Origin of the sequence: Protofrankia sp. CiP3 (genome assembly GCF_917627345.1) — a bacterium.
Lineage (GTDB): Bacteria > Actinomycetota > Actinomycetes > Frankiales > Frankiaceae > Protofrankia.
Genome location: NZ_CAKJTM010000035.1, coordinates 12,607 through 35,842 on the forward strand (window position 1 = coordinate 12,607; position 23,236 = coordinate 35,842).

A 23,236-nucleotide genomic window follows, 5' to 3' on the forward strand; every position below is an offset into this window, starting at 1 on the left:
CCGGCCAGCCTGCTTTGCTGGCAAAAAATCGATGATTGTCAGCTGGATCCGCGGCAGCTCGCCTTGCGGGCGACGCGAGCCGGCATGACGGAGGTGCACGTGCCCGTTGATTTTGATCACGGCCCGGTGGTCGGCGATCTCACCCGGCGTACCGCCGAATTTGTGCGGACCGTCGTCATGCCCGAGGAGGAGCGCTTCGGGGGCGTTGCCGCGCGCGGCGGCGACGCGATGCGCGCACGGCTCCAGCAGGCAGCCAAGGATGCGGGGATCTTCGCCCCGCACGTACCGGCGCTGTATGGCGGGCACGGCCTGGACATGCGCGGCCGGGCGCCCGTGTTCGAGGCGGCGGGCTACTCGCTGTTCGGCCCGCTGGCGCTGAACATCGCCGCTCCCGACGAGGGCAACATGCACCTGCTCGAGGCCGTCGCGACAGCTGGGCAGAAGGAGCGGTACCTGCGGCCGTTGGCAACCGGTGAGGTGCGCTCCTGCTTCGCGATGACGGAGCCCGCGCCCGGGGCGGGGTCGGATCCGACCGCGCTGACCACGCGCGCGGTGAAGGACGCGGGCGGTTGGCGGATCGACGGCCGTAAGTGGTTCATCAGCGGCGCGGACGGCGCAGGATACGCGATCTGTATGGCCCGCACCTCGGGCGAGCCGGGGCAGCGCAGCGGGGCGACGATGTTCCTCGTCGACGCGGGCAACCCTGGCATGAAGATCGTCCGTCATGTCGAGACCCTGGACGAAAGCCTGTACGGCGGCCACTGCGAGGTGCTGTTCGACGGCTGCATGGTACCGCACGAGGCTGTACTGGGCGAGGTGGACAAGGGCTTCGACTACGCCCAGGTCCGCCTCGGCCCGGCCCGGACGACCCACTGCATGCGTTGGCTGGGTATTGCCCGGCGGGCCCAGGACATCGCCGTGGCCAGGGCCGCGGACCGGCGGCTGTTCGGTTCCCGGCTGGCGGAGCTGGGCATGGCTCAGGCGATGATCGCGGACAACGAGATCGACATCGCCGCGTCCCGTGGGCTGATCATGCAGGCCTGCTGGGAGCTCGATCAGGGCCGTTCCGGAGCCCAGTCGACCGCGATCGCGAAGACCTTCACCGCCGAGGCCGTGTGGCGGGTCGTCGACCGCTCGCTGCAGATCTGCGGCTCGCTCGGTATCTCCGGGGACGTGCTGTTGTCGCGCTTCCTGCGCGAGGTGCGTCCTTTCCGCATCTATGACGGACCGTCGGAGACCCATCGCTGGGCGATCGCCCGCCGTGTGGTCCGTCGGCACCATGACAGCCGTCCGGACACACCATGACGACTGGTAGCGCCAACCCGTCTCCGGCTGTTGTCCGTGGGCTGCCTGGCCGGATGGTTAACACGAACGGTAACCAAATTGCGTCGAAGTTCGCGGAAAATTGGGCCTTGCGGTCACAGGGCGTAGTTCGCTACCGTGGCCGGGCTCTCAGTAACACCGGGCCGGACGCCGAGTTCTGCCCTCGGCCCGGTGTCCCCTCCTCACCATCGCCAGGGCAGAAGCGGGGGACCCAGGTCCCGCCGGGCGTCGTTGTCACCGCGACGTCCTTGGGGTGAAGCCGGCCACACATCCCGTGCGTGCCGACCGGGCTTCCCGGCCCGAACCCGACAGCTAACCTCGCAGGCGTACGGGAAGGATCATCGTTGCCTGCAGATCAGGCGTGCTCAGATTCGGCCGACACGATTGTTTCCAGACACGGCCGTCACCGTGCGCAGCCGGTCAAGGCCGGCTTCGGCCGTCGGTCCGCGCGCGCGGTGGTTGCCGCCGCGGCTACCGGTACCGTTGCCCTGACCGCTTTGTCGGCCCCGGCACTGGCAAACGACACCGGAGCCGACAACCCGACCGATGCGGCCCAGGCCACCGCCGCCGCGCCGGCCTGGGCCGGTGACACCACCTCTGCGGGAACCACCGGGACAACCCCCGCGGAGCCCGGTCCGGCCACGGCCACGGCCACGGGCACCGCGTCAGCGGAGGAACCAGCACGTGGGCTGGCCGGGCAGCAGGACCAGAACAGCGCGTCAACGCAGCAGGACAGCGCGTCGGTGTCCGCCGGGAGCCTCGGCGAGAAGGTCGTCTACCTGGCATCGAAGCAGGCGGGCAAACCGTATGCGTGGGGCGCGGAGGGCCCGAGCTCCTTCGACTGCTCTGGTCTTGTCCAGTACATTTACAAACAGCTCGGCCGCAGTGTGCCGCGGGTGACCGACGCCCAGTACGCGGCGTCGCGGAAGATATCGCAGGATGCCAAGCAGCCCGGCGATCTCATTTTCTTCGGTCAGCCCGGAAACATCTACCATGTGGGAATCTACGCCGGGAACGAAATGATGTGGGCCGCGCCCCACACCGGCACCGTCGTTCGGCTGCAGAAGATTTATTCCGCGAGTTATCTGGTCGGCCGCCTGGGGTGACGACCAGGTCGGACCGGTAAGAGCGTGTTTGAGATCGGGCTTTCGATCAGTGAGCCGCGGCCAGGCGTCCCCGGGCAGGGCGGAAAGCCGAAGCGATACCGGATGAGTTGTATCGGTGTGGCCGACAACGCAGCCAGGGGGCGCCTGGGCGCAGCGAGCCAGAATGGCGGTCTCAAACACGCTCTAACAGCGACCGGCAATAGGGGACGCGGCGTCGCGGGGCCTGGCGGGTACGCGCCGATCAACGCTACTGAGCCGATCAACGATATTGAGGTGAACTGGCCGCTCATGTCCAGCGGAACACACAGAAGAAGGCACCGGAAAATTCAGGGAAAAAGCCACCGGAAGCAGCCCGAGCGCAACCGCGGCGCGGTGGTTGCCGCCGCCGGTGTCATCGGCGCGACGGCGGGCATGATGCTGACCGCGAGTCCGGCGAGCGCGAGCCCCGTGGCTTCGCCCAGTACCGGTGGCGTGGCTCCGCCCGGCGCGAGCGCTGTCGCTCCAGGAATCGTTTCTGACGCTTCCATCGCCGCCGCTGGCAGGAACGCGGGGCTGGCTGGCTGCGCCGGGATACCGCTGGGAACCTGGGTCGCGGTCGCACTGGCCGAGTCCGGCGGCAACCCGGACGCGCACAATTCCAGCGGCGAGGATTCCCGCGGACTATGGCAGATCAATATGCGGGCGCATGCGGGTTGGGCCGGCGGGGCGGACCTGTTCGATCCAGCCGTCAACGCACAGGCCGCCAAGCGGGTATGCGACATGCAGGGTATCGGAGCATGGAGTACGTACACCAACGGCTCCTACCGCCTCTACCTCGGACGGGGCGCGGCGGCTGCCGCCGCCGCCGACGCGGGCGGTGACAACGGAGCGAGCGCTTACCCGGCCGTTCCCAGCGGCCCTGTCAACACTTCTGCCCAGACCGACGCGCCCGGTGTGGCAATGGCACGACCGGACGCTCCGGCTCCCCGCGCGCAGGCGGTTCGTTACACGCACCGCCTGCGTCCCGGCGTCCGTCAGATTCAGCGGCAATTGGCCGGGTATGGCTACCCGGTCGCGGTGGACGGGAATTTCGGGCCGCGCACCACCGGAACAGTAAAGGCCTACCAGCGCCGGCACGGGCTGGTGGCCGACGGCGTTGTCGGTCCGCGGACCCGCGCCGCGCTGTTCCATGACGTCGCGTAGAACGACCGGCAAGAGGGGACGCGGGGCTGGGGTGCCGGGGTGCCGGGGTGCCGGTCGCCACCTCCGGCGTTATCCCTCCGCATGGGTATCACGTTGGGCATATACAGCTCGTGGCAAAGCACGGTTTTCCGCAGAAAATCCGCAACGGAGGACATGGATATCTGTGCCCCTGTTGCCGGGCACTCCTGATTTCCGGTTGACTCCTGGTTCGGGTGTCGTAGATTGAGAGGCTCCGGCAACAGGACTGTCCGGCTCGCGCCGCCCGGGCGGCGCCTCGCGTCGTTGTCGTCGGTCGACGCCCAATACCAGGGCGCATCCTTCCACGGCCTCGCGATCCATCCACCCGGACGCCGCTGCCTGATCGAACGCCCTGCTGCCGGAGCCTCTCATGGCTGAGAAACGACGACTCGTGGTGGAGGCGACCGAATGGAGCAGCAGCAGGCACAGCAGGTTGAGCAGTATCTACGGCAGAACTGGCGGGAGATCCGGTATCAGATACTTGACCAGTTCGTCCAGGTGAGCACCGCGGACCTCGAGGCCGTCTCCAGCGTCAACGACCTCGTTCGGCGGATCGCGGACAGATCGCACTATACCGAGCCGTACATCGAGGCCCGCCTACGCGAACTGGTCGGCGTCACGGCGGGAACCGGCCAGGCGGCACAGGCCGGCGGCGAGGCCGGGCCGGCGGGCGCCGAAGCCGAGCAGCCGGCCGCTGAAGCCACCGGCGACGAGCCGGCCGAGCCCCTCGGCGGGTCCCGGCAGGCGTTCGGCGGGCCGGAGCAGCAGGCGGATTCTGATCGGGAACAGTCCGTTTGAGAACAGGCCGCGGCCGATCCCAGCCAGGGCACAAGCGCCCTGTTGCCGGGCGCTCATAGCCTCCCGGTGCCGCTCGTGTGGCACGTGTGGACCAAGCGCGACACCACGGGCGCGGACGGCGGCGGATGCCCCGCCCGGACCGCGATCATAGCGTCGGCGGGTGCGGACCGCATACCAGAGCACCCCCAGCGGGCCGCCGCTGGGGGTGCCTGCCGGCTTGGGGCCTATGCTCTTCTCTGATCACCATGATGGCCTGTACTGTCACAAACAGCAGCAGACATTCAGGGGGGCTTAGTTGCTGCGAAGAGGCCATTATTGCCGCACAGCGGGTGAAACGGGCGTTGCCGAGCGAAGCCCGGCCCGATTATGGGTGTTGTTGCCCGCGACCGGGGCGGCCGTCAGCGTCGTGGGCCTGCTCCTGACACTCGCCCTGGGGTCGTTCGTCGTCCGTTGGGGGGTGCCGCCGGTATCCGCCTTTGCCCCACTGGGAGCTGCCGGTGACACCACCTTTGCGATCCGTGTCGTTGAGCTGCCGGAGAAGGTCGACCGAAGCGTTCTGGGAAATCTGAACACCCTGCTCAAAGGCATACCGGAAACTGGCGGAGCCGTTGTGGTGCGGGTGGCCCGCGCCGCCACGCTGGCCAATGACCCCAACGCGCTGACCGATCTGGACTCGATCTTCCGTCGTCGTGCGGTGCTCGCCGTGCAGGCCGTGTCGTCTCAGGCCGTGTCGCTGGCTGGGCCCGCGACAGGCGGTCCACCGGATCTCGGGACGGCTGGCTCGTTGCTGCTGGCGGTTGCCGGCCACCGGTTCGCTGACTGGGACGAGGCCCGCGCCGCGCTGTCCCATAACCACGGGCTGGCGCCGTCCTGCGCGAAGGAATGTCAGGACCAGGTGGCGGGCACCCCGGCGGAACGGACCGCGGGCATGTACACGACCAGCGATGATTCCTTTTTCCTGGCGGTCGTCCTTGGGCGGGCGGCACAGGTGGAGACGCTGGGCAACCTGACCGATCCGGCTCAGCCGTCCGCCAGCCCTTCCCCGACGGCGCAACCGACCGTGACCCCGGCGGGGTCCCCGCCGGCTCAGCCCCATTCGGTACTGTCATCGATACTGTCGACGCTGGCCTATGTGCTGGTTGCGTGCGCGATGCTCCTGCTTGGCTTCGCCATCGGCCGTCGGCGTAGGGGCCATGCCGGGGAGGAGTCCGCCAGTGACGCGGACAGCATGGACGGGGGGCGGACCCAATCACGGCCAGTGTCACCTGTCGCGCCGCCAAACATAGCCGTCAGCCAGCTCGGCACGGTGCATTCCGCTTTTGGCCCGCAGGGTTATGTCGCGGTCGACGGCGGGCTCTACCGGGCCCGCTGGATGGGGGGTCCCGACGCGCCTCGGCCCCGCGTCGGCAGCCAGGTGGTGTTGAGGATGCACGAGGTGGATGGGCTGCAGGCGTGGCCGGCGCAAGGCCGCTCCGGGCCTCGTCCATAGCGTGCGCTGAGACATCCGGCGCGGTTCGGAGCCCATGATCGTGTTTTTTCGGCCTACTGGAACTGGGAACGGGGACAGATCACACCATGGCACCTCGTAACAGCCCCGACCGGGCAACGGACCGCCGTCAGCCACGGGACGTTATTGGTAACATCCCCATTCCCCGGCCCAGTCATCGCGTGCTCGTGGTCCTCTGCATGGACACCTCCTATTCCATGCGCGGCGAGGCGATCGACAAGCTCAACGACGCGCTCGCCAGCTGGGCGCGAAGCATGCACGCGGGCGAGAAGATGGCGGCGACCACCGAGTTCGCGCTCATAACGTTTGGCGCCGGGGGAGTGCGCAAGTGGCGTGGGGACGAGAGTTTCGATCCGCGCAGCGACCGGACTCCGTTCGTCCCGGCCCATAGTTTTCGGCCACCGAAGCTGAGCGCTGACGGCGTGACACCGCTGGTTGAGGCGATTCGGCTCAGTATCTCGGTTATCGAAGCACGTAAGCGGCAGCTGGCCCAGGAAAAGGTGACCTGGAAGCGGCCGCTCGTCTGGCTTGTCACCGATGGCAGGCCGACCGACGAGGAGGGGAAGCCTGCGTCGGACTGGCATCCGCTGGCAGGAGAGATTCGCGGCCTGGAGGCGGCTCAGAAGCTTGCCCTCTTCGCGATCGGCATCCCACCCATCGACGATCTGGGCCAGGAAACCCTGCGCGCGTTCGCGCCGGAGCGAAACATGGTGTACGGCCGGTTCGACTTCAGTGACATCCTGCTGCAACTGGACCGCAGCGTGGAGGATCCCAACTACAAGCTGCGCGGCTACCAGCCGAGGCAGGCGTGACCTCCGGCCGGCAGCCCGCGCCCACGGGAAGAAGCGCGGGCGGCGTCCGGCCTTACCGTTGGCGTATCCGGGGGGCCAGCGTCCAGGGCTATTCACACGTGCGGGAAGGGAAATGGTGCGAGGATTCGTTCGCGCACCTTTCACTGTACGAGCGGGGATCCCTGCCCGACGTCCACGTGCTGGCGGTGGCCGACGGCGCCGGATCCGCCCCGCGATCAGCCGAGGGATCCCGGCTCGCGGTCGCGATGGCCACCCGGCTGGTGCGCGACCGGATCCACCCCAATGGCCGGCCCGCGACCGCGCCTGACCTGCGCCAGCTGTTGGCAGCCGCGCATGAGGAAATCGTCACGGAGTTCCGTCGAGTTGTCACCGCGGTCGCCGGGCGGGAGCACATCGGCGAGTTCGCGACGACACTGACGGTTGTCGTGCTTGCCTATCCCCTGATCGGTTATCTGAGCATCGGAGACGGCTTCATCGTCATCCGCACCGGTGAGGGGGGACAGACCAACCTGCATCTGCTCGACGCCGGGACCGCCGACGCCGAGCACGCCAGCCAGACGGTCTTCCTGACCTCGGACACGAGCCGGGCTGCCCGGGTGAACGCGGTCTACGACCCGTGGATCACCGGTGTGTTCATGTCGACCGACGGTCTGATCCCCGTCACACTGCGACGTGACCCGGAGGGCCGGCTGGCGGTGGCTACCGAGCCGGTCATCGACACCGTGCTCGGATTACTCGACGACGATCATTTTGATGCCTCCGGGCTCGTCCAGCTGCTGCTGCGGGAGGCGGTCACGGAAGTGACCCAGGACGACACGACGCTGCTGGTGGCGGTCCTGTGTCGGTGACCGAGATTTTTGTGGACGGACGCAGGCTGACCTGTTCCACTGTCCTCGGCAGCGGAACCGAGTCGATTGTCTACGCCGTGGATGCTGATTCCCGGCAGGCCGTGAAGATCTACCGGGAGCCCGACGCCGAGCGCGGCCGCCGTCTTGAGTACATGCTCCGGGCTTTCACCGCGTCGCAGTTCGTCGAGCCTGGATCCGGCCATCCGGGACTGGTGTGGCCGCAGGAACTGGCCCGCGATTCCGCCGGGGCGGTGCTCGGTTACGTCATGCGGCGTTCCAACGATCATCCGTTGAGTACGCTCCTGGAGCACCTCACCCGCCTGACAGTATTCCCGGACAAGGACTGGAGATTCCTGCTGGGGGTGGCCAGCAACCTGGCTCAGCTGGTCGCGATCCTGCATGACCAGGAGATTGTCGTGGGCGATCTCGCGCCATCCAACATCCATGTTCGGGCGGACGGTCTGATCAGCTTTCTCGACTGTGACTCGCTGCAGTTCTCCCATGCCGGCGAGGTGTTCTCATGCCATACTGTTACCCCGGAATACGCCGCACCCGAACTGCTGCCCGAGCTGGCGGGGCCCAAGAGCGTCGCAACGGACCGGTTTACCCTCGCCGTGCTGGTGTGCCAGCTGCTGCTGTGTGGGGACCATCCGTTTCACGGTATTCCGGCCCGGCCGCTGGACGTCGACCCGTCGCCGGAGACGAACATCCAGTACGGCATCACCGTCCTGACGGCGCCGAGCGAGGTCGAGGTCCCGGCCGAGGCGATTGCGCCCAGCGTGCTCCCGCCGCGGGTCGCGGAGCTGGCCAGGCAGGCGTTCGGGGCCGGCCACGCCGTGGCCGGGACACGCCCCGCCGCGCAGGAATGGGTCGAAGCGCTCGATCTCGCCTGGGCTGATGTGAAAAACTGTGACGCCCGGCCGGACCACACCTACAGTGGGCATCTGGCGGAATGCCCGTGGTGCAGGCGGGCCGGAGCGGGCCAGTTCGACCCCTTTCCGTTGTTGACAGACAGCGTTGTGGACGCATCCGATACGTCCAGGGCGAAGGCCGTCAATGGTTTTCTCGTCGTCGGGGCTCTGCTGATCGTGGTGCTGGTAATTCTGCTCCTCGCGACCCGATAGCGGTCCACCTGATGGCAGTCCACGCGGTAGCGGTTGTTCGACGGCATTCAACCGACAGCGCGCCGACGGGCCAGTGGGCGCGTTCCGATGAGATCGGCAGAAGGAAGTAGCTGTGTACGGTCGAACCACCTTGATTCCCTTCTACCTCGTGGTGGATGTCTCGCAGTCGATGGACGGGCCGCGCCTGGACACGGCAAACCGCATTCTGCGGCGGATCGGGGAGGCGCTGGCGCACGATCCGGTCGCCGCGGCGCGGGTCCGGGTTGGTGTGATTGATTTTGCCGGTGGCAGCCGCACGGTACTTCCGCTCTGCGACCTGCTCGACACGGCGACGCTCCCGCGCCTGGCATGCCGTGATGACGGCACCCGGTATGCGCCCGCGTTCAACCTGCTGCGGGCCACCGTCGACCGCGACCGCCGTCAGCTGGAGGCCGACGGTTTTGCCGTGGGCCGGCCCGGGGTGTTCTTCCTCAGCGACGGCGAGCCCTTCGACGACCCTCCCGGCGCCTGGGAGGCGGCATTTGCGGCGCTGCTCAGCGAGTGCCAGAGCACACCGAACGTCATTCCCTGTGCCGTCGCCGACTCGAATCCAGAAATCATGCGGGCGCTGGCTCATCCGGCACCGACGGTGCCGTTGTTCATACAGAGCCGGTCAGCCAGCCCGGAAAGCGCGATAAAGAACCTGACTGAGATCATCGTACGGAGCGTCGTGGCTTCAGGCCACCAGGAGATGGTTGTGATTGATGAGACGGACATCCATGCCCTTGACACGGTTATCGTCGATCCACCCGAGTCCTGGATCGATCCGGACAGCCGGTACTGAGCGGGCGGCATGAGATGGCAGGATGCCGCTGTCGCGCGGCAACAACTCGGCCGGGTCGAGCCGCTGGGCCGCGGAGGCCAGGCGCGCATTTACCGGCTGCCCGATTTTGATCTCCCTGGGGTGGCTGTGCCACTCGTCTACAAGGAATATCATTCCGCCCTGGGGCGGGTGCCGCCCCAGGGCATGGCCAACATCATCGCATTGCGGCTGGCTTTGCCGGCGGAGCAGCGTCTGTGGTTTGACACGCATCTGACCTGGCCGCTTCGGATCGTCGTCGACAACGGTGATGTCCCAGCCCGGGCGAGGGTGGCCGGGGTCGTAATGCGGCTCATACCCGATGCGTTCTTCCAGCTGTTCCCGACACCGGCGGGGCGGCCGGAGCGCCAGCCGAACGAGGCGCGATCGCTGTTCGTCGACCCCGCCAGGCTACGGGCCATCGGCCTGCCGCTCCCGAGCCGCGCGCAGCGCTGGTGGCTGTGTCTGCGGCTGGCTTATCTCGTGGCGTTTCTGCACAATCAGGGCATTGTTTTCGGTGATATCTCCGCCCGTAACGTCCTGTACCGCCTGTGGCCGACTCCGGACGTGCTTCTGGTGGACTGTGACGCGGTGCGAAAGGTCGGCAACGCGCCGGTCGTCGATCAGGGGCACACGCCGGACTTCTTTCCCCCCGCGGCGCATGAGCCCCAGTCGATCAGTTCCGATCTGTTCAAGCTCGGCCTGTTCATCGTCCGTGCCCTCGTACCCGGCCGAATGGTCACCGCCGATGACGCCGTGGCCGCCGCTGGCGGTGTGCTGGACCGGACCGGCGTCAACCTGCTGCGGGCCAGCGTCTCCGGCGACCCGCAAGCCCGTCCCGCGGCGCTTGTCTGGTACCGGTACCTGCGATCCGGTGCGGGCTCGCATCCCACGACAGCGCCGCTTGAGGACTGACTCGCCCGGCATGGCACTGATTGGGACTCATTTTAGTCAACGGTGTTGACGACATTGGGCGTACTATTTGATCTTTATTCTGACCGGCTGGCAGTGATATACCGGTCATCCTGGGAGATCGAACGCCGTGCCTGGAGCATGTCGTGTCCCGCGATGCGAGAGGATCGCCGTATGGACGTTGGAGACCGGGTTGGGGATCTGTCGGGGACCGACGAGACAGGTGCGGTGCTGCGCCTGGCGGACCTGCTGGCCAAGGGCCGGTTGGTCGTCTTTTTCTATCCGGCGGCGATGAGCTACGGCTGTACCCGGGAAAGCTGCCATTTTCGCGATCTGGCGGACGAGTTCGCCGCGTTGGGCGCCGCCGTCATCGGGGTCAGCGCCGACGATGTCGCCCGGCAGGCCGCGTTCAGCGCGAAGCATTCCCTCGGTTTCCCGCTGGTCGCCGACACCGGCCGCGCACTTGCGCAGGCATTCGGGGTTCGGCGCACGATAGGGCCGAACAAGCGCGCCACCTTCGTCCTGCGGGCGGACGGCACGGTGCTTGCGCGCATCGACTCCGAGCTGTCCATGAACCGGCATGCGGATGCCGCTCTGGATGCGCTGCGCGCCGACACCGCGTAGCCTTTCATGCCGCAGGCTCAGCGGGGGCGGTACGGGCGCTGGTGGCGGCTGTGGTACGTAGGCTCAGTTCCCGCATGAAGAATGAGAGTACGAAGGCGGCAAGCCCGATCGGGACCGTCCAGAGGTAGGCGTGGTCCATGCCATGGGTGAACGTGACGAGCGGTCCCGCATGGGGACCGTAGCGTTCGATGTCGCCGGCCACGTGCGAGCGCTGGTAGGCGATGATGATCGCGCCGAGGCTGGAGGCGCCGACCGCGCCGCCGAGCGTTCGCAGAAACGTAACGGCTGAGGTGGCGGTGCCGAGGTCCGCGATGTCGACACTGTTCTGCGTCGCCAGGACGGTGTTCTGGATGAACAGGCCCAGGCCGAAGCCGACGACGAACAGCATCGCGGACAGGAGCCAGCCGTTGGTATCGACGCGGATGAGCGTGAGTAGGGCCATGCCCGCCGTCATGACCCCGGTGCCGGCGATAATGAAGATCTTGTAACGGCCCCGTTTGGTGACCAGCCGCCCGGAACCGACCGACGTGATGAGCATCCCGGCGAGCAGCGGCAGTAGCCGCAGGCCCGACAGGGTGGGGCTGGTGCCGCGCACCAGCTGCAGGTACTGCGGCATGAAGATGATCGCGCCGAACATGATCGCGCCGGTGATGAGGGACAGCGTGCTGGTCACGCGGAAAACCGCGTTGCCGAACAGCCGCGGCGGCAGTATCGGTTCAGCGGCCCGCTTTTCCCAACCGGCGAACCCGACGATGAGGGCGAGTCCGGCGGTGGCCACGATGAAGATTGTTTTTGTTATCCGAGCCTGCTGGCCGGCATCCTGCACGGCGATGAGAAACAGCGATACTCCGCCGACGAGCAGAAGGGCGCCGAAAATGTCAAGGCGGGCCGTGCGCCGCGCATAGTTGATTGTCAGCACTCTGCGTATGACGATGAGCGCAACGATGCCGAAGGGGATGTTGACGTAGAACACCCACCGCCAGGAGGCCTGGTCGACGAGGAAGCCGCCGATCAGCGGGCCGAGGATGCTGGACGCGCCGAACATCGCTCCGAAATAACCCTGGTAGCGGCCTCGCTCGCGGGGGGAGATGACGTCGCCGACGATGGCGAGCGCCAGTGAGATCAGACCGCCGGCCCCCAGGCCCTGCACGCCTCGGAAGATGATTAGCTGGATCATGCTCTGGCTGAGCCCGGCCAGCGCTGATCCCAGCAGGAAGATGACGATGGCGATCTGAAAGATTTTTTTTCTGCCGTAAAGATCGCCCAGCTTGCCGTAGAGCGGAGTGCTCGCCGTCGAGGTCAGCAGGTAGGAGGTCACCACCCAGCTGTAGAGGTCGGGGCGGTGGAAGTCCTCGCTGATCCGGGTCAGCGCCGTGGAGATGATTGTCTGGTCGAGGACCGCGAGCAGCATGCCGAGCATCAGCCCGGACATGATGGTCATGATCTGCCGGTGCGAGTACGCGGCGACGGCCTCGTCCGATGCCGGGGCGGATTCCGGGGACGGCGTCTCGATGGTGGTGGCAGTCAAGGAATGCTGACCTCCCGGTAGAGGTGAGACGCCTGCGGGCGTCGCGCGGGCGATGCCTCGTGAGTATCTGTCATCCAGGTGATGAGGCGACCGCGATGCGTTAAAAATTTGTTGCCGTATACAACTTTACCACAGGGGGTGCCGCCGAGATTTTCTTGATCAAATGTGTCTTTGATCAAATCCTGGTGATCGGCCCCGGCGGCGCGGGCCGCGCCGATATGATCATCATGGAAAATTGGTGACGAAAAAGTCACGGAAAGTCGCGCCGGCGGCGTCCCGCCTGGCCGTCGGCTCACCTGTCCAGCACCACTGGTCCGGTCGGAATCCACCCATCGGTGCGCATGGAGGCTGTCATGGTCGCGACCACCCACCACACGACGCTCATCATCGGCGGTGGCAGCGCCGGGGTTTCCGTGGCGGCTCGACTACGGCGTGCCGGTATCACCGACCTCGGTCTTGTCGAGCCAGCCGACACCCACTGCTACCAGCCACTGTGGACGCTCGTCGGGGGCGGGTGCGCGCCCCTTGCGAGCAGCGTCCGCCCACAGGCCTGTGTCATGCCCGCTGGCGTCGCATGGGTCCGGGACCGCGCCGAGACAATCGACACCGACAACCAGGTCGTGACCACTGCTGGTGGTACCCGGATCGGTTATGAATATCTTGTCGTCTGCCCGGGAATCCAGCTCGACTGGACGGCGATCCCCGGCATGGGGGAGGCGGTCACCACCCCGTGGGTGTCAAGCAACTACACCTATGAGCTCGCGCCGAAGACCTGGGAGATAATCCGCTCACTGCGTTCGGGCACCGCTGTGTTCACCATGCCCGCCGGGCCGATCAAGTGCGGCGGCGCGCCCCAGAAGATCGCTTATCTGGCCTGTGACTACTGGCGTCAGCAGGGTGTTCTCGACGACATCCGGGTCGTGCTCGTGCTGCCCACCCCCAGCCTGTTCGGTATCCGGGAGTTTGCGGACGTGCTGGCGAAGGTCGCGGCCCGCTATCGCATCGAGGTCCGGGTCAGCAGCGAGCTCATCGAGGTCGACCCGGATGCGCGCCGTGCTGTCGTCATCGACCGTGTCACTGGCGCCACCGACGACATCGCTTACGATCTGATGCACCTCGTCCCGCCGCAGAGCGCGCCAGACTGGATCAAGAAAAGCCCGTTGGCGGACCCGACTGATCCGGCTGGGTACGTCTGTGTGGACAAGCACACACTGCAACACACTCGTTACCCCAATGTGTTTTCCCTCGGGGACTCCAGCGGCTCGCCGAACGCCAAGACCGGAGCCGCGGTCCGCAAGCAGGCTCCTGTCGTTGTCGCGAACCTCCTGTCGGTCATGACCGGTCAGCCCGCCGCGCGACAGTATGACGGTTATGCTTCGTGCCCGCTGACCACCGCGCGGAACAAGATGCTGCTCGCGGAGTTCGACTACAGCATGCGGCCCCATCCGACCTTCCCGCCGCGCCTGGTCAACGCGCAGAAGGAACGTCGCGACATGTGGTACCTCAAGCGCTATGGCCTGCCGCTGATGTACTGGAACCTGCTGCTCAAAGGCCTTGCCTGAGAGCCTGCCCGACGACCCGCGCAACGGAACTCTCGTGGGGACCCCCGGCAGCCTGACCTGACCAGGGATCCCCACGGGGAGATCGATTCCATCGGGACTAGGCCAGATCATCCCCAGGTGGGATGCCCGTAAGGAGTGCGCGGACCTCGGCTTCCTGATAGCGGCGGTGGCCGCCGAGGGTACGGATCGAGGTCAGTTTCCCAGCTTTGGCCCACCGGGTCACCGTCTTGGGGTCCACTCGGAACATGGTGGCCACCTCGGCAGGTGTCAGCAGCGGAGCGGATTGCGGTGTTCGTGTCGTTGCCACACAGCCTCCCATCACAGAACGTCGATATGTAATATACACACGGTTCTTCCTTCGAGGGCAATTCGGGCATGGCACGTCGGGGTCATGTGGTGACTAGTCCGGGTGCGCCCACGGCGGGAAAACTACTCTCGGTAATTATTCGGTGGGATCGGCCAGGGGGTATGCCTACCAAAAGTCACCATGTCACTGCTTTCGGTCAGGCAGGGGTCCGCGAGGCTGGGTGTCCGGTAGCCGGTACTTTAGTGATGCCGGCGGTACCTTCCAGGTAGTTCGGGCCGTCGGTGCGGGCCTGCCCGGATTCGGCTTTTATGGGCTTTTCGTTTTTTCGACCGGTCACCATGGGTACGGGTCAACGCACTGGACGGGAGATATGTGGGCAGCGTGTCCGTAACGGGAGGCTCGATGGGTCGCGACGGGCGGCGACGGACTCGGACCGTGACGACCGGTGCCACGGTCGGCCTGCTGTTCCTGCTCGGTGGATGCGGCGGCTCCACGCCTGCCACCGTGCCTCCGTCGTCGGTGCCAGCGGCTGGCGCGTCCTCCGCCGCGGCCCTGCCGACCGATCTGCCCACCGATCTACCGACCGATCTCGACGTGGCCCGGCCGGCGGTCCCGACGGCGACGGCGAGCGCGGCGGCCAGCGCGAAGACAGGGATCGCCGCGCTGCAGGGAACGGCCGTCCCCAAGCACTTCCCGTTCCCGAAGGGCGCGACGCCGACGGTCCTTGCCTCCGAGGGCACCGGAGTGACCCTCGCGTTGAGCGGTGTGACCGGGGATGCGGCGATCCGGTACTACCGGCAGGCGATGCCCGCCGCCGGCTATACCTTCCAGCAGCAGGTCAAGTCCGACAACTCGATGGAACTGATCTTCACGGGATACAACCAGAACGTCAGGATCTCCTCGGACGCTACCACTGGTGCCCAGAGCGTCACGCTGGTATTCGGCCCGCAGTAGCGTCGCCGAGACCTGCGGTCAGCCCAGGCGTGAGCCGCACAGCGGCGTGGGCGGGACGGGCTGGAAGCGGCTGCCATCCGAGCTGACCTGTAGAAACGTGTAGCAACGGTTGAGCTGACCGAAGCCGGTGGCGAAGTCCACCGGAGCGGGCAGCAGGCCGTGCGCGTTGTAGTCGTGTACCCCACGCAGCGCGGTGATGAAGCGTTGGCGGGTCGGGCAGTACCCGGCGTCGGCGAGCCCACGCAGGAACATGTCGGCCGAGATCCAGCCGGAGAGCGCGGCCTGTTGATTCGGTGGCTGCAGCTGCGGCGCGTAATAGGGCACGGCTCGGAGGAATTCCTGATGCGCGGGTGTGCCGGTTTCAAAAGGGGTGTAGTCGACGAAGATGTAGACACCGGCGAGGGCGTCGCCGAAGGTGCGCAGAATGTTCTGGTCGTAGCCGGTCGGTGAGAGAATGATCCGTAATCCGGCCCGGGCGGCCCGGGCGGCCGCGACGACCTGGCCGAAGGAGATGGCGGTCACGGCCCCGACGAGAACGTCCGCTCCGCTGGCCTTGATACGTCTACCGACGTCGGCGGCGTCGATGGGGCCTGTCACGTCGAGGTTGCCGATGACGCGGACACCCGCTGACCGCAGGCTCGCGGTCAGTTCGTCGGCGAAGCTGAGCGACGTGGCGGAGAAGGCCGCCTGCGCCACGACGGCGCTGTGGCCGCCATGCGCGGCGACAAAGTCGCCCCAGGTTGTGATGGACGCGTTGTTGGCGATCAGGTTGGAGTAGCTGAACATGTTGTCATAAATTGTCCAGGCTGTTTCCAGGGATGTACCGGTGACCGGTATCCCGCGGTCGTGCAGAAATGCGGCTGAACCGCTCGCCACCGAGGTTGACTCGATGATTCCGAAGACGTCGTCGGTGTCGACCAGGGCACGGGCCGCGGCAAGGTTGGCAGTGGTTTGTGATTCGTCGTCGCGCCAGGTGTACGTTATCTTTCGGCCATTTATTCCACCAGCGCTGTTCACGACGCCCAGGCGGGCGTCAACACCCGCGCGGAAAGGGAGGAAGAGCGACGCCACGTTTCCGGTATCGGGATACAGCAGTCCCAGCTTGATCTGGTCCTTGGTTACTCCGGGTTCTCGGCAGTCAACGGCCGCGGTTGGTCCGGTCGATGCGTTCCGGGCGTCGCAGGCGAGGAGCATGACCGTGATTCCGATGCACAGGCCGGCCATGACTATGGCCGGCCGCCCGTATCCATGGCGGGCGGGCAGCCTTCTATCACGTGATCCCGCGGCAATTCGTCTCACCCCACCAAACTAGGCGGTCACCGGCGCCAGCCGTGGTAATTAACACGACTGGCATCCGTCGTGCTCCGTTGCCTTATGATCGTCTGTTCGTATGCCCGGCTGTATGGGGCGGGTGCCGCACACGAAGTTCACACGAAGTTGCACCGGCCACCGCCGCGGCCGAAGCCGGGCTGGGCGACGTCGAAGTCCACCCGGTTGTTCGCACCGGTGATGTGCTGAAGATCGTAGATGCACTGGTGGCCGGTGGTGGTGTCGTCAACGGTGACGCGCTGCGCCCCGGCGTACATCGCTCCGGTGGTCCAGCCGGGGGCACCAGAGCTGTAGGTGACCGCGAACGAGGAGATCGGGTATCCCACGGACGAACGCGCGTCGCCGCCGAAGACCGTGAACCTGATCTCGTTCTTGGCGGGTGTGGCCCCGCCCCTGGTCACGTTTCCGGTGATCTGGGCGGTGCCCGGGTCCGCCAGGGTGGCGAGCCTGATGGTCCCCACGTAGGCGGAGTAGGTCCAGCCGTTCGCCCGGTGGTTGAACCGGTCGACGTAGAAACGGGAGTGCACGTACTCCTGGTCGCGGGTGACGTCTGGGTAGAACTCCAGCGAGAGCCCGGCCGTGCGCGCCCCCCAGCCCGTCCGCAGCGAACCGCCCTTGACCAGGTCGGGCTGCGTGTCGGGCATGAAGTAGCCGTGCGGGAAAAGGATTCCGTTGCCAGCCGCGAAACGCGTGTAGGTGGTGTAGCTCCCGCGCACCTCGCAGGCATTCACAAAGGTGTCACCGGTACCGGTCTGAGGATTGAAGTTCTGGCACGGTAGATATGGCTGGGCGGTTGAGCCGAGGACGAGGTCCGCGCCCACCGCACCCGAGATCGTAGCCGGCCGCCCGTTGCGGTCGGTGAAACCACTGAACGGAATGGCGACACCCAGGCCGCGAGAGGTGTCGCCACCGTACTGAGTGGAGTCGGCCGCTTGCGCCGGAGTGGATTGACCAAGCAGGATTACCGTTATCATCGATGTCAGCACGAGTGCCGCGACGCGGCGGCCCCTGGCTGCGCCGGTCACGCCGGCTGCTGTTCGACCGGACGCCGGGAAAAATGCCCGCCGGCTGACCGGCTGGCGTGTGCGTGTCATTCTCCGCCTTGTCCCTGGGTCGCGATACCGGGCCTGCCGGTGGCGGGCCCGAAGTCCGTCGGTGAGATTAGGGCGGGGTTGCAAAATCCGTATTCCGGGCTGATGAACAACAGGTACGCACTGGCCCGATGTGACAGGAAAAACAGGCATCTTTGTTTACTCGGGGTATTTCTGTCCGGCTCCGCACGCGAGCATGCCCGGGAGGGCGTGCCGCAGGCTGCCCGAGGGTGCTGGGAGGACAGCCTGGCCTGGCGGCCTTGTACTACGTTAGTCAACGCTGTTGACGGTGCCTCATACCAAAAATGATCTTACAACTCACTGGCAAACTAACCCCATGGTAAGCAACAACCCAACCGTCAATGACATGACAACACCCGCATCCGTCGCATCTGATCTCGTTTCGCTACCTGACGTAACCGCACAGGACGAGGTTGTGGAGATCTGCCGGGACCTGCTGCGGATCGACTCGGTGAACCGGGGGAGCGGTGACGGCAACGAGCGGGCCATCGCCGAGTACGTTGCCGCCAAGCTCGCCGAGGTCGGCCTTGAGACGACCCTGCTGGAATCCGAGCCGGGCCGCGCCAGCGTCATCGCCAGGGTCGAAGGGGCTGACCCGAGCCGGGCACCGCTGCTCATCCACGGTCATCTCGACGTGGTACCGGCGGATCCGGCGGACTGGCGGGTGCATCCCTTCGCGGGTGAGATTCTCGACGACTGCCTGTGGGGCCGGGGGGCCGTCGACATGAAGGACATGGACGCAATGACCCTCGCGGTCATTCGTGATCTTGTTCGGTCCGGCCGCCGCCCACCGCGTGACCTGGTTCTCGCCTTTGTGGCCGACGAGGAGGCCGGCGGAGTCCTGGGTGCCCGTTGGCTGGTCGACAATCATCCGCACCTGTTCGCGGACTGCACCGAGGCCATCAGCGAGGTCGGTGGCTTCTCGTACACGATCTCCGACAACCTGCGCCTTTACCCTATCGAAACGGCCCAGAAGGGCATCGCCTGGATGAAGCTCACCGTTGCCGGCCGCGCTGGTCACGGATCGATGATCAACGATGACAACGCGGTCACCGCACTGTGCGAGGCGATCGTGCGGCTGGGCCGCCACCGGTTCCCGATCGTCCTGACCCCGACCGTCCGGATGTTCCTCGACTCCGTCGGCGACGCGCTCGGCATCGACGTACACGCCGAGGATCTGGAGACCACAATCGCCAAACTGGGGCCGATCGCCCGGATGATCGGAGCCACGATCCGCAACACGGTGAACCCGACGCAGCTCGACGCCGGTGAGAAGGTCAACGTCATCCCGGGGGAGGCCACCGCCTACGTCGATGGCCGTTTCCTGCCCGGCCAGGAGGAGGAGTTCCTCCGCCAGATCGATGAACTGATCGGCCCGGCGGTCCGCCGCGACTGGGTCGTCTACGACCAGGCACTGGAGACCGGGTTCGACGGACCGCTGGTGGACGCCATGGCCAGCGCGCTGCGGGCCGAGGACCCGGCCGCCCGAGCCATCCCCTACATGCTCTCAGGCGGCACGGACGCCAAGTCCTTCTCTCGGCTCGGAATCCGCTGCTTCGGTTTCTCCCCGCTGCTGCTGCCCGCGGGCCTGGACTTCGCCGGGATGTTCCACGGCGTGGATGAGCGGGTGCCGGTCGAGTCGCTGCGTTTCGGCGTCCGCGTCCTCGACCGGTTCCTCGCCGCCTCGTAACCGCCTACGGTCGTCTCACCATCGCCGGACGGGCGTTCTCGGCATCATCGCAACGACACACCAACGCCCATCGGGCTTTCCGGCGGTCCGCCACGGCCCTGGGTCTGACCGCGGCCGCGTGGGCGATCGGGGCCACGGTCCGGCCCAGGGCCGGTCTACCCGGTCAGTCAGGCGGTAGCCGGGTCCGGGGTGACGACAAGCAGAAGGTCGCCGACCTCGACCGAGACGCCGGACGAACGGAGCAGCTCGACGACGGTTCCCGGATGCGGACTGGTGACGGCGGCTTCCATCTTCATGGCCTCGATGGTCGCGAGCCGATCACCTTGGCCAACATGATCACCAACGGTGACTGTGTAGGTGACCAGGCCGGGCAGCCCGGCGGGAATCTGCGCCGGATCACCCGGATCAGCACGCCGAGCGGCCGTGGACGCCGGTGCGATCGAGTTGTCCCGTACCGACACAGGCCGTGGCTGTCCGTTGACCCGCAGATAGAGGGTGCGCATGCCCGCGTCGTCCGGCCCACCGATGTCGTGCAGTTCGACGATGGTTTCGACACCCGGTTCAACCGTGACAACCACTGGCTTGCCCGGCGTGAGACCGTAGAAGAACTCCTCGGTGGGGATCGCCGAACTGTTGCCGTACGCGGCCAGCGCCGCGGCGTAGTCCCGCCACGGACCCGGGAACAGCAGCCGGGACAGCGTCTCGCGCCGGCCGGTGCCGCGGAGCGCCGCGGCGTCCGCGGTGCTGAGCTCGGCCGCTGGCGCGGCCGGGCGCCGGCCGGCAAGGGCTCGCTCGCGGAACGGCTCGGCAAAGCCCGCGGGTGGGGTACCGAGTTCGCCCGCCAGGTAACCCAGGACGCTCGCGGGCAGGTCGTAGCGTTGTGGATGCTCGCGCAGGACAGCGACGTCGATGTCGCCGCTTGCGATGAACAGCGCCAGGTCTCCGACGACCTTGCTGGTCGGAGTGACCTTGATGGGTTTACCGAGCAGGTCGTTGGCCAGGGCGTAGCACTCCTGCACCTGTGACCACTTGGCGCCCAGCCCGAGCGCGATCGCCTGCTGCCGCAGGTTCGTCAGCTGCCCGCCGGGGATCTCATGGCGGTACACAGCTCCGGTCGGCGCCCGCAGGCCCGCCTCGAAAGGCGCGTAGAGGTCACGCGCCGCCTCCCAGTACGGCTCCATGGCGGACAAGGCGGCAAGGTCGATCCCGGTCGCGCGTGGGGTGTGGTCGGTAGCGGCGACCAGCGCGGACATGTTCGGTTGGCTGGTCCCGCCGGACAGCGGCGCGGCCGCGGCGTCGACGGCGTCGGCACCGGCGTCGGCCGCCGCGAGCAGCGTGGCGAGCTGACCACCGGCGGTGTCGTGGGTGTGCACGTGAACGGGCAGGTCGAAGTTTGCCCGCAGCGCCGTCACCAGGATGCGCGCCGCGGCTGGGCGCAGCAGCCCGGCCATGTCCTTGACCGCGAGTACGTGCGCTCCCGCGGTGACGAGCTCGTCGGCCAGCCGGAGGTAGTAGTCAAGGGTGTAGATCGGTTCCGTCGGGTCCGCGAGGTCACCGGTATAACACAGCGTGCCCTCGGCGACCGCCCCGGCCTCGACGACCGCGTCGATCGCTGGCCGCATCTGTTCGATGTCGTTCAGCGCGTCGAACACACGGAAGATGTCGATACCGGTTGCGGCCGCCTCCGCGACGAACGCCCGGACCACGTCGTCAGGGTAGGGGGTGTAGCCGACCGCGTTGCGTCCGCGCAGCAGCATCTGCAGACAGATGTTCGGCACGCGTTCGCGAATGGCGGCAAGCCGTTCCCACGGGTCCTCCGCCAGGAACCGCAGCGCGACATCGTAGGTTGCCCCGCCCCAGCACTCGAGGCTCAGCAGGCCAGGGGTGAGCCTGGAGTAGGCGGGCGCCGCAGCGAGGATCTCGGCGGTCCGCAGCCGGGTGGCGAGCAGCGACTGATGAGCGTCACGCAACGTCGTGTCGGTGACCGCGAGCCGCTCGGATGCCCGCAGCCTCGCCGCCCACTCCCGCGGTCCGAGCTCGGTGAGCAACTGGCGGGACCCGGCCGGCGCCATGCCGGGGGGCAGGGAAGGCAGCAGGCTCGCCGGGTCGACCAGGGCGGTGGCCGGCCGCCGGTGCCCGTTGACGGTGCTGTGCGCGAGTCGGTCCAGCAGCCGGCTGGTCCGGTCGGCGCCGCTGTCACCGACCGACAGGGCGGGCCGTTCGTCCAGGAAGGACGTGGTCACGCGTCCCGCCAGGAAGTCGGGCTCGGCCAGCAGCCGGCGCAGGAACTTCAGGTTCGTGCGCACACCGCGCACCCGGAACTCAGCCAGTGCCCGGCGGGCGCGTTCGGTGGCCTGCTCGAAGGTGGCGCCCCGGGTCGTCACCTTCACCAGCAGGGAGTCGAAATACGGGGTGACCACCGCACCTTCGTAGGTCGCGCCGTCCAGCCGGACCCCCGGGCCGCCGGGGGACTGGTAACGGGTGATCTTCCCGGTGTCCGGGCGGAAGCCGTCCGCCGGGTCCTCGGTGGTCACCCGGCACTGCACCGCGGCCCCGCGGATCGTGATGGACTCCTGGGTGAGGCCCAGGCCGGCCAGGCTCGCGCCAGCGGCGATGCGCAGCTGTGCCGCGACCAGATCGACGCCGGTGACCTCTTCGGTCACGGTGTGCTCCACCTGGATGCGCGGGTTCATCTCCATGAAGGTGTGCGCCCCGTCGGCCGCGACCAGGAACTCGACCGTGCCGGCGTTGACATAGCCGACATGCCGGGCGAACGCGAGCGCGTCCACGCACAGCCGCTCGCGTACAGCCGGATCAAGTCGCGGTGCGGGTGCCACCTCGACGACCTTCTGATGGCGACGCTGTACTGAACAGTCCCGCTCGTAGAGGTGGACGACGTTCCCGGTCGTGTCGCCCAGTACCTGTACCTCGACGTGGCGGGGCCGGTCCACCGCCTGCTCAAGGAAAATTGTCCCATCGCCGAAGGCCGCCGCAGCCTCCCGGATCGCGCTTGCCGCCGCCTCGGCGAGATCCTCGGATCGGTGCACCCGGCGCAGCCCCCGGCCGCCACCACCGGCCGAGGCCTTCACGAACAGGGGGAAGCCCACCGCCTCGGCGGCTTCGGCGACGGCCGCCGCGTCCGTCAGCGGAGCTGAGGCCCGCAGCACCGGCAGGCCTGCGGCTACCGCCGCCTCGCGGGCGGCGACCTTGTCCCCGGTCAGGCGCAGCACCTCTGGCGGGGGACCGACAAAGGTGAGGCCGGCCAGCACACACGCCTCGGCCAGCGCCTCGCTCTCCGAGAGGAAACCATAGCCCGGGTGCAACGCGTCCGCGCCCACCCGTTTCGCCACGGCCAGCAGAGCGTCCACGTCCAGGTATCCCCGGACGGGATGCCCCGGTTCGCCCAGCTCGTAGGATTCATCCGCTTTTATCCGGTGCAACGAGCCCACGTCTTCGGGCGTATAGACGGCGACGGTGCGTAGGCCCAGTTCGTTCGCGGCTCGGAAGACACGAACAGCAATCTCGCTGCGGTTCGCGACCAGGACCTTGGTGATCAAAGTGGCACCCCTCCACGACGCGGACTAGCGTCCCCTGGGGCCTGCGGGTATGCGAAGAGACGGGCCCAACAGATCGTTTCGCGATCCCGTAGCTGTTGGATCATT

The 23,236-nt window shown here is 67.1% G+C and carries 20 protein-coding genes and 1 riboswitch; of the genes, 14 read left to right on the plus strand and 6 right to left on the minus strand.

Going from position 1 to position 23,236, the window contains the following annotated elements:
* The first annotated feature begins 84 nt into the window (after window positions 1-84).
* From MJ797_RS13915 to MJ797_RS13965, 11 genes are all read left to right on the plus strand, one after another.
* On the plus strand, window positions 85-1,305 hold the full coding sequence (locus MJ797_RS13915) for an acyl-CoA dehydrogenase family protein (RefSeq protein ID WP_374582195.1): 1,221 nt from the start codon (window positions 85-87) through the stop codon (window positions 1,303-1,305).
* Window positions 1,306-1,502: 197 nt separating this feature from the next.
* Window positions 1,503-1,664: riboswitch (cyclic di-AMP (ydaO/yuaA leader) on the plus strand.
* A 3-nt stretch (window positions 1,665-1,667) separates the two neighbouring features.
* Entirely contained in the window at window positions 1,668-2,429 is a 762-nt protein-coding gene (locus MJ797_RS27495) for a C40 family peptidase (protein WP_374582182.1), read from the plus strand.
* A gap of 288 nt (window positions 2,430-2,717) precedes the next feature.
* Window positions 2,718-3,611 carry a peptidoglycan-binding protein gene (locus tag MJ797_RS13925; RefSeq protein WP_374582197.1) on the plus strand — a complete coding sequence of 298 codons (894 nt, stop codon included), beginning with the start codon at window positions 2,718-2,720 and terminating at the stop codon, window positions 3,609-3,611.
* Window positions 3,612-4,037: 426 nt separating this feature from the next.
* Window positions 4,038-4,427 carry a hypothetical protein gene (locus tag MJ797_RS13930; protein ID WP_239334835.1) on the plus strand — a complete coding sequence of 130 codons (390 nt, stop codon included), beginning with the start codon at window positions 4,038-4,040 and terminating at the stop codon, window positions 4,425-4,427.
* Between the two features lie 370 nt (window positions 4,428-4,797).
* Window positions 4,798-5,916, plus strand: a complete 1,119-nt coding sequence (locus tag MJ797_RS13935) for a hypothetical protein (protein WP_239334837.1) — start codon at window positions 4,798-4,800, stop codon at window positions 5,914-5,916.
* Window positions 5,917-6,095: 179 nt separating this feature from the next.
* Window positions 6,096-6,746 (plus strand): VWA domain-containing protein, encoded by a 651-nt coding sequence (locus MJ797_RS13940; RefSeq protein WP_239334839.1) that lies wholly within the window; start codon window positions 6,096-6,098, stop codon window positions 6,744-6,746.
* The gene (locus tag MJ797_RS13945) at window positions 6,743-7,594 is read left to right on the plus strand and encodes a PP2C family serine/threonine-protein phosphatase (RefSeq protein WP_239334841.1); all 852 of its coding nucleotides are present in this window, start codon (window positions 6,743-6,745) and stop codon (window positions 7,592-7,594) included. The genes MJ797_RS13940 and MJ797_RS13945 overlap by 4 nt, the downstream gene beginning before the upstream one ends.
* Window positions 7,585-8,718 carry a hypothetical protein gene (locus tag MJ797_RS13950; protein ID WP_239334843.1) on the plus strand — a complete coding sequence of 378 codons (1,134 nt, stop codon included), beginning with the start codon at window positions 7,585-7,587 and terminating at the stop codon, window positions 8,716-8,718. The genes MJ797_RS13945 and MJ797_RS13950 overlap by 10 nt, the downstream gene beginning before the upstream one ends.
* 112 nt (window positions 8,719-8,830) lie before the next feature.
* Window positions 8,831-9,541 carry a VWA domain-containing protein gene (locus tag MJ797_RS13955; protein ID WP_239334845.1) on the plus strand — a complete coding sequence of 237 codons (711 nt, stop codon included), beginning with the start codon at window positions 8,831-8,833 and terminating at the stop codon, window positions 9,539-9,541.
* Between the two features lie 9 nt (window positions 9,542-9,550).
* Window positions 9,551-10,471, plus strand: a complete 921-nt coding sequence (locus MJ797_RS13960; RefSeq protein WP_239334847.1) for a hypothetical protein — start codon at window positions 9,551-9,553, stop codon at window positions 10,469-10,471.
* A 171-nt stretch (window positions 10,472-10,642) separates the two neighbouring features.
* Window positions 10,643-11,092: a peroxiredoxin gene (locus tag MJ797_RS13965; RefSeq protein ID WP_239334849.1), complete on the plus strand. Its 450-nt coding sequence runs from the start codon at window positions 10,643-10,645 to the stop codon at window positions 11,090-11,092.
* Window positions 11,093-11,096: 4 nt separating this feature from the next.
* Here the strand turns inward: MJ797_RS13965 and MJ797_RS13970 are convergent, their stop codons facing one another.
* Together MJ797_RS13970 and MJ797_RS13975 are read right to left on the minus strand one after the other, a co-directional pair.
* Window positions 11,097-12,620 carry an MDR family MFS transporter gene (locus tag MJ797_RS13970; RefSeq protein WP_239334851.1) on the minus strand — a complete coding sequence of 508 codons (1,524 nt, stop codon included), beginning with the start codon at window positions 12,618-12,620 and terminating at the stop codon, window positions 11,097-11,099.
* A complete protein-coding gene (locus MJ797_RS13975) occupies window positions 12,617-12,874 on the minus strand; it encodes a hypothetical protein (protein WP_239334853.1) in 258 nt (85 codons plus the stop codon). Before MJ797_RS13975 ends, MJ797_RS13970 begins: the two co-directional genes overlap by 4 nt.
* A gap of 99 nt (window positions 12,875-12,973) precedes the next feature.
* On the opposite strand from MJ797_RS13975, the gene MJ797_RS13980 reads away from it, so the two are divergent.
* Window positions 12,974-14,182: an FAD/NAD(P)-binding oxidoreductase gene (locus MJ797_RS13980; protein WP_239334855.1), complete on the plus strand. Its 1,209-nt coding sequence runs from the start codon at window positions 12,974-12,976 to the stop codon at window positions 14,180-14,182.
* 97 nt (window positions 14,183-14,279) lie between these two features.
* Here MJ797_RS13980 and MJ797_RS13985 read toward each other — a convergent pair whose 3' ends face one another.
* Window positions 14,280-14,501 (minus strand): BldC family transcriptional regulator, encoded by a 222-nt coding sequence (locus tag MJ797_RS13985; protein WP_239334857.1) that lies wholly within the window; start codon window positions 14,499-14,501, stop codon window positions 14,280-14,282.
* Window positions 14,502-14,924: 423 nt separating this feature from the next.
* On the opposite strand from MJ797_RS13985, the gene MJ797_RS13990 reads away from it, so the two are divergent.
* On the plus strand, window positions 14,925-15,443 hold the full coding sequence (locus MJ797_RS13990) for a hypothetical protein (protein ID WP_239334859.1): 519 nt from the start codon (window positions 14,925-14,927) through the stop codon (window positions 15,441-15,443).
* An 18-nt stretch (window positions 15,444-15,461) separates the two neighbouring features.
* On the opposite strand, the gene MJ797_RS13995 is transcribed toward MJ797_RS13990, so the two are convergent.
* Both MJ797_RS13995 and MJ797_RS14000 read right to left on the minus strand, forming a co-directional pair.
* Window positions 15,462-16,742 carry an ABC transporter substrate-binding protein gene (locus tag MJ797_RS13995; RefSeq protein WP_239334861.1) on the minus strand — a complete coding sequence of 427 codons (1,281 nt, stop codon included), beginning with the start codon at window positions 16,740-16,742 and terminating at the stop codon, window positions 15,462-15,464.
* 128 nt (window positions 16,743-16,870) lie between these two features.
* Entirely contained in the window at window positions 16,871-17,746 is an 876-nt protein-coding gene (locus MJ797_RS14000; RefSeq protein WP_239334863.1) for a hypothetical protein, read from the minus strand.
* 484 nt (window positions 17,747-18,230) lie between these two features.
* Between MJ797_RS14000 and MJ797_RS14005 the strand changes: the two genes are divergently transcribed.
* A complete protein-coding gene (locus tag MJ797_RS14005; protein WP_239334865.1) occupies window positions 18,231-19,574 on the plus strand; it encodes a M20/M25/M40 family metallo-hydrolase in 1,344 nt (447 codons plus the stop codon).
* Window positions 19,575-19,741: 167 nt separating this feature from the next.
* On the opposite strand, the gene MJ797_RS14010 is transcribed toward MJ797_RS14005, so the two are convergent.
* On the minus strand, window positions 19,742-23,128 hold the full coding sequence (locus MJ797_RS14010) for a pyruvate carboxylase (protein WP_239334889.1): 3,387 nt from the start codon (window positions 23,126-23,128) through the stop codon (window positions 19,742-19,744).
* Window positions 23,129-23,236 lie beyond the last annotated feature (108 nt).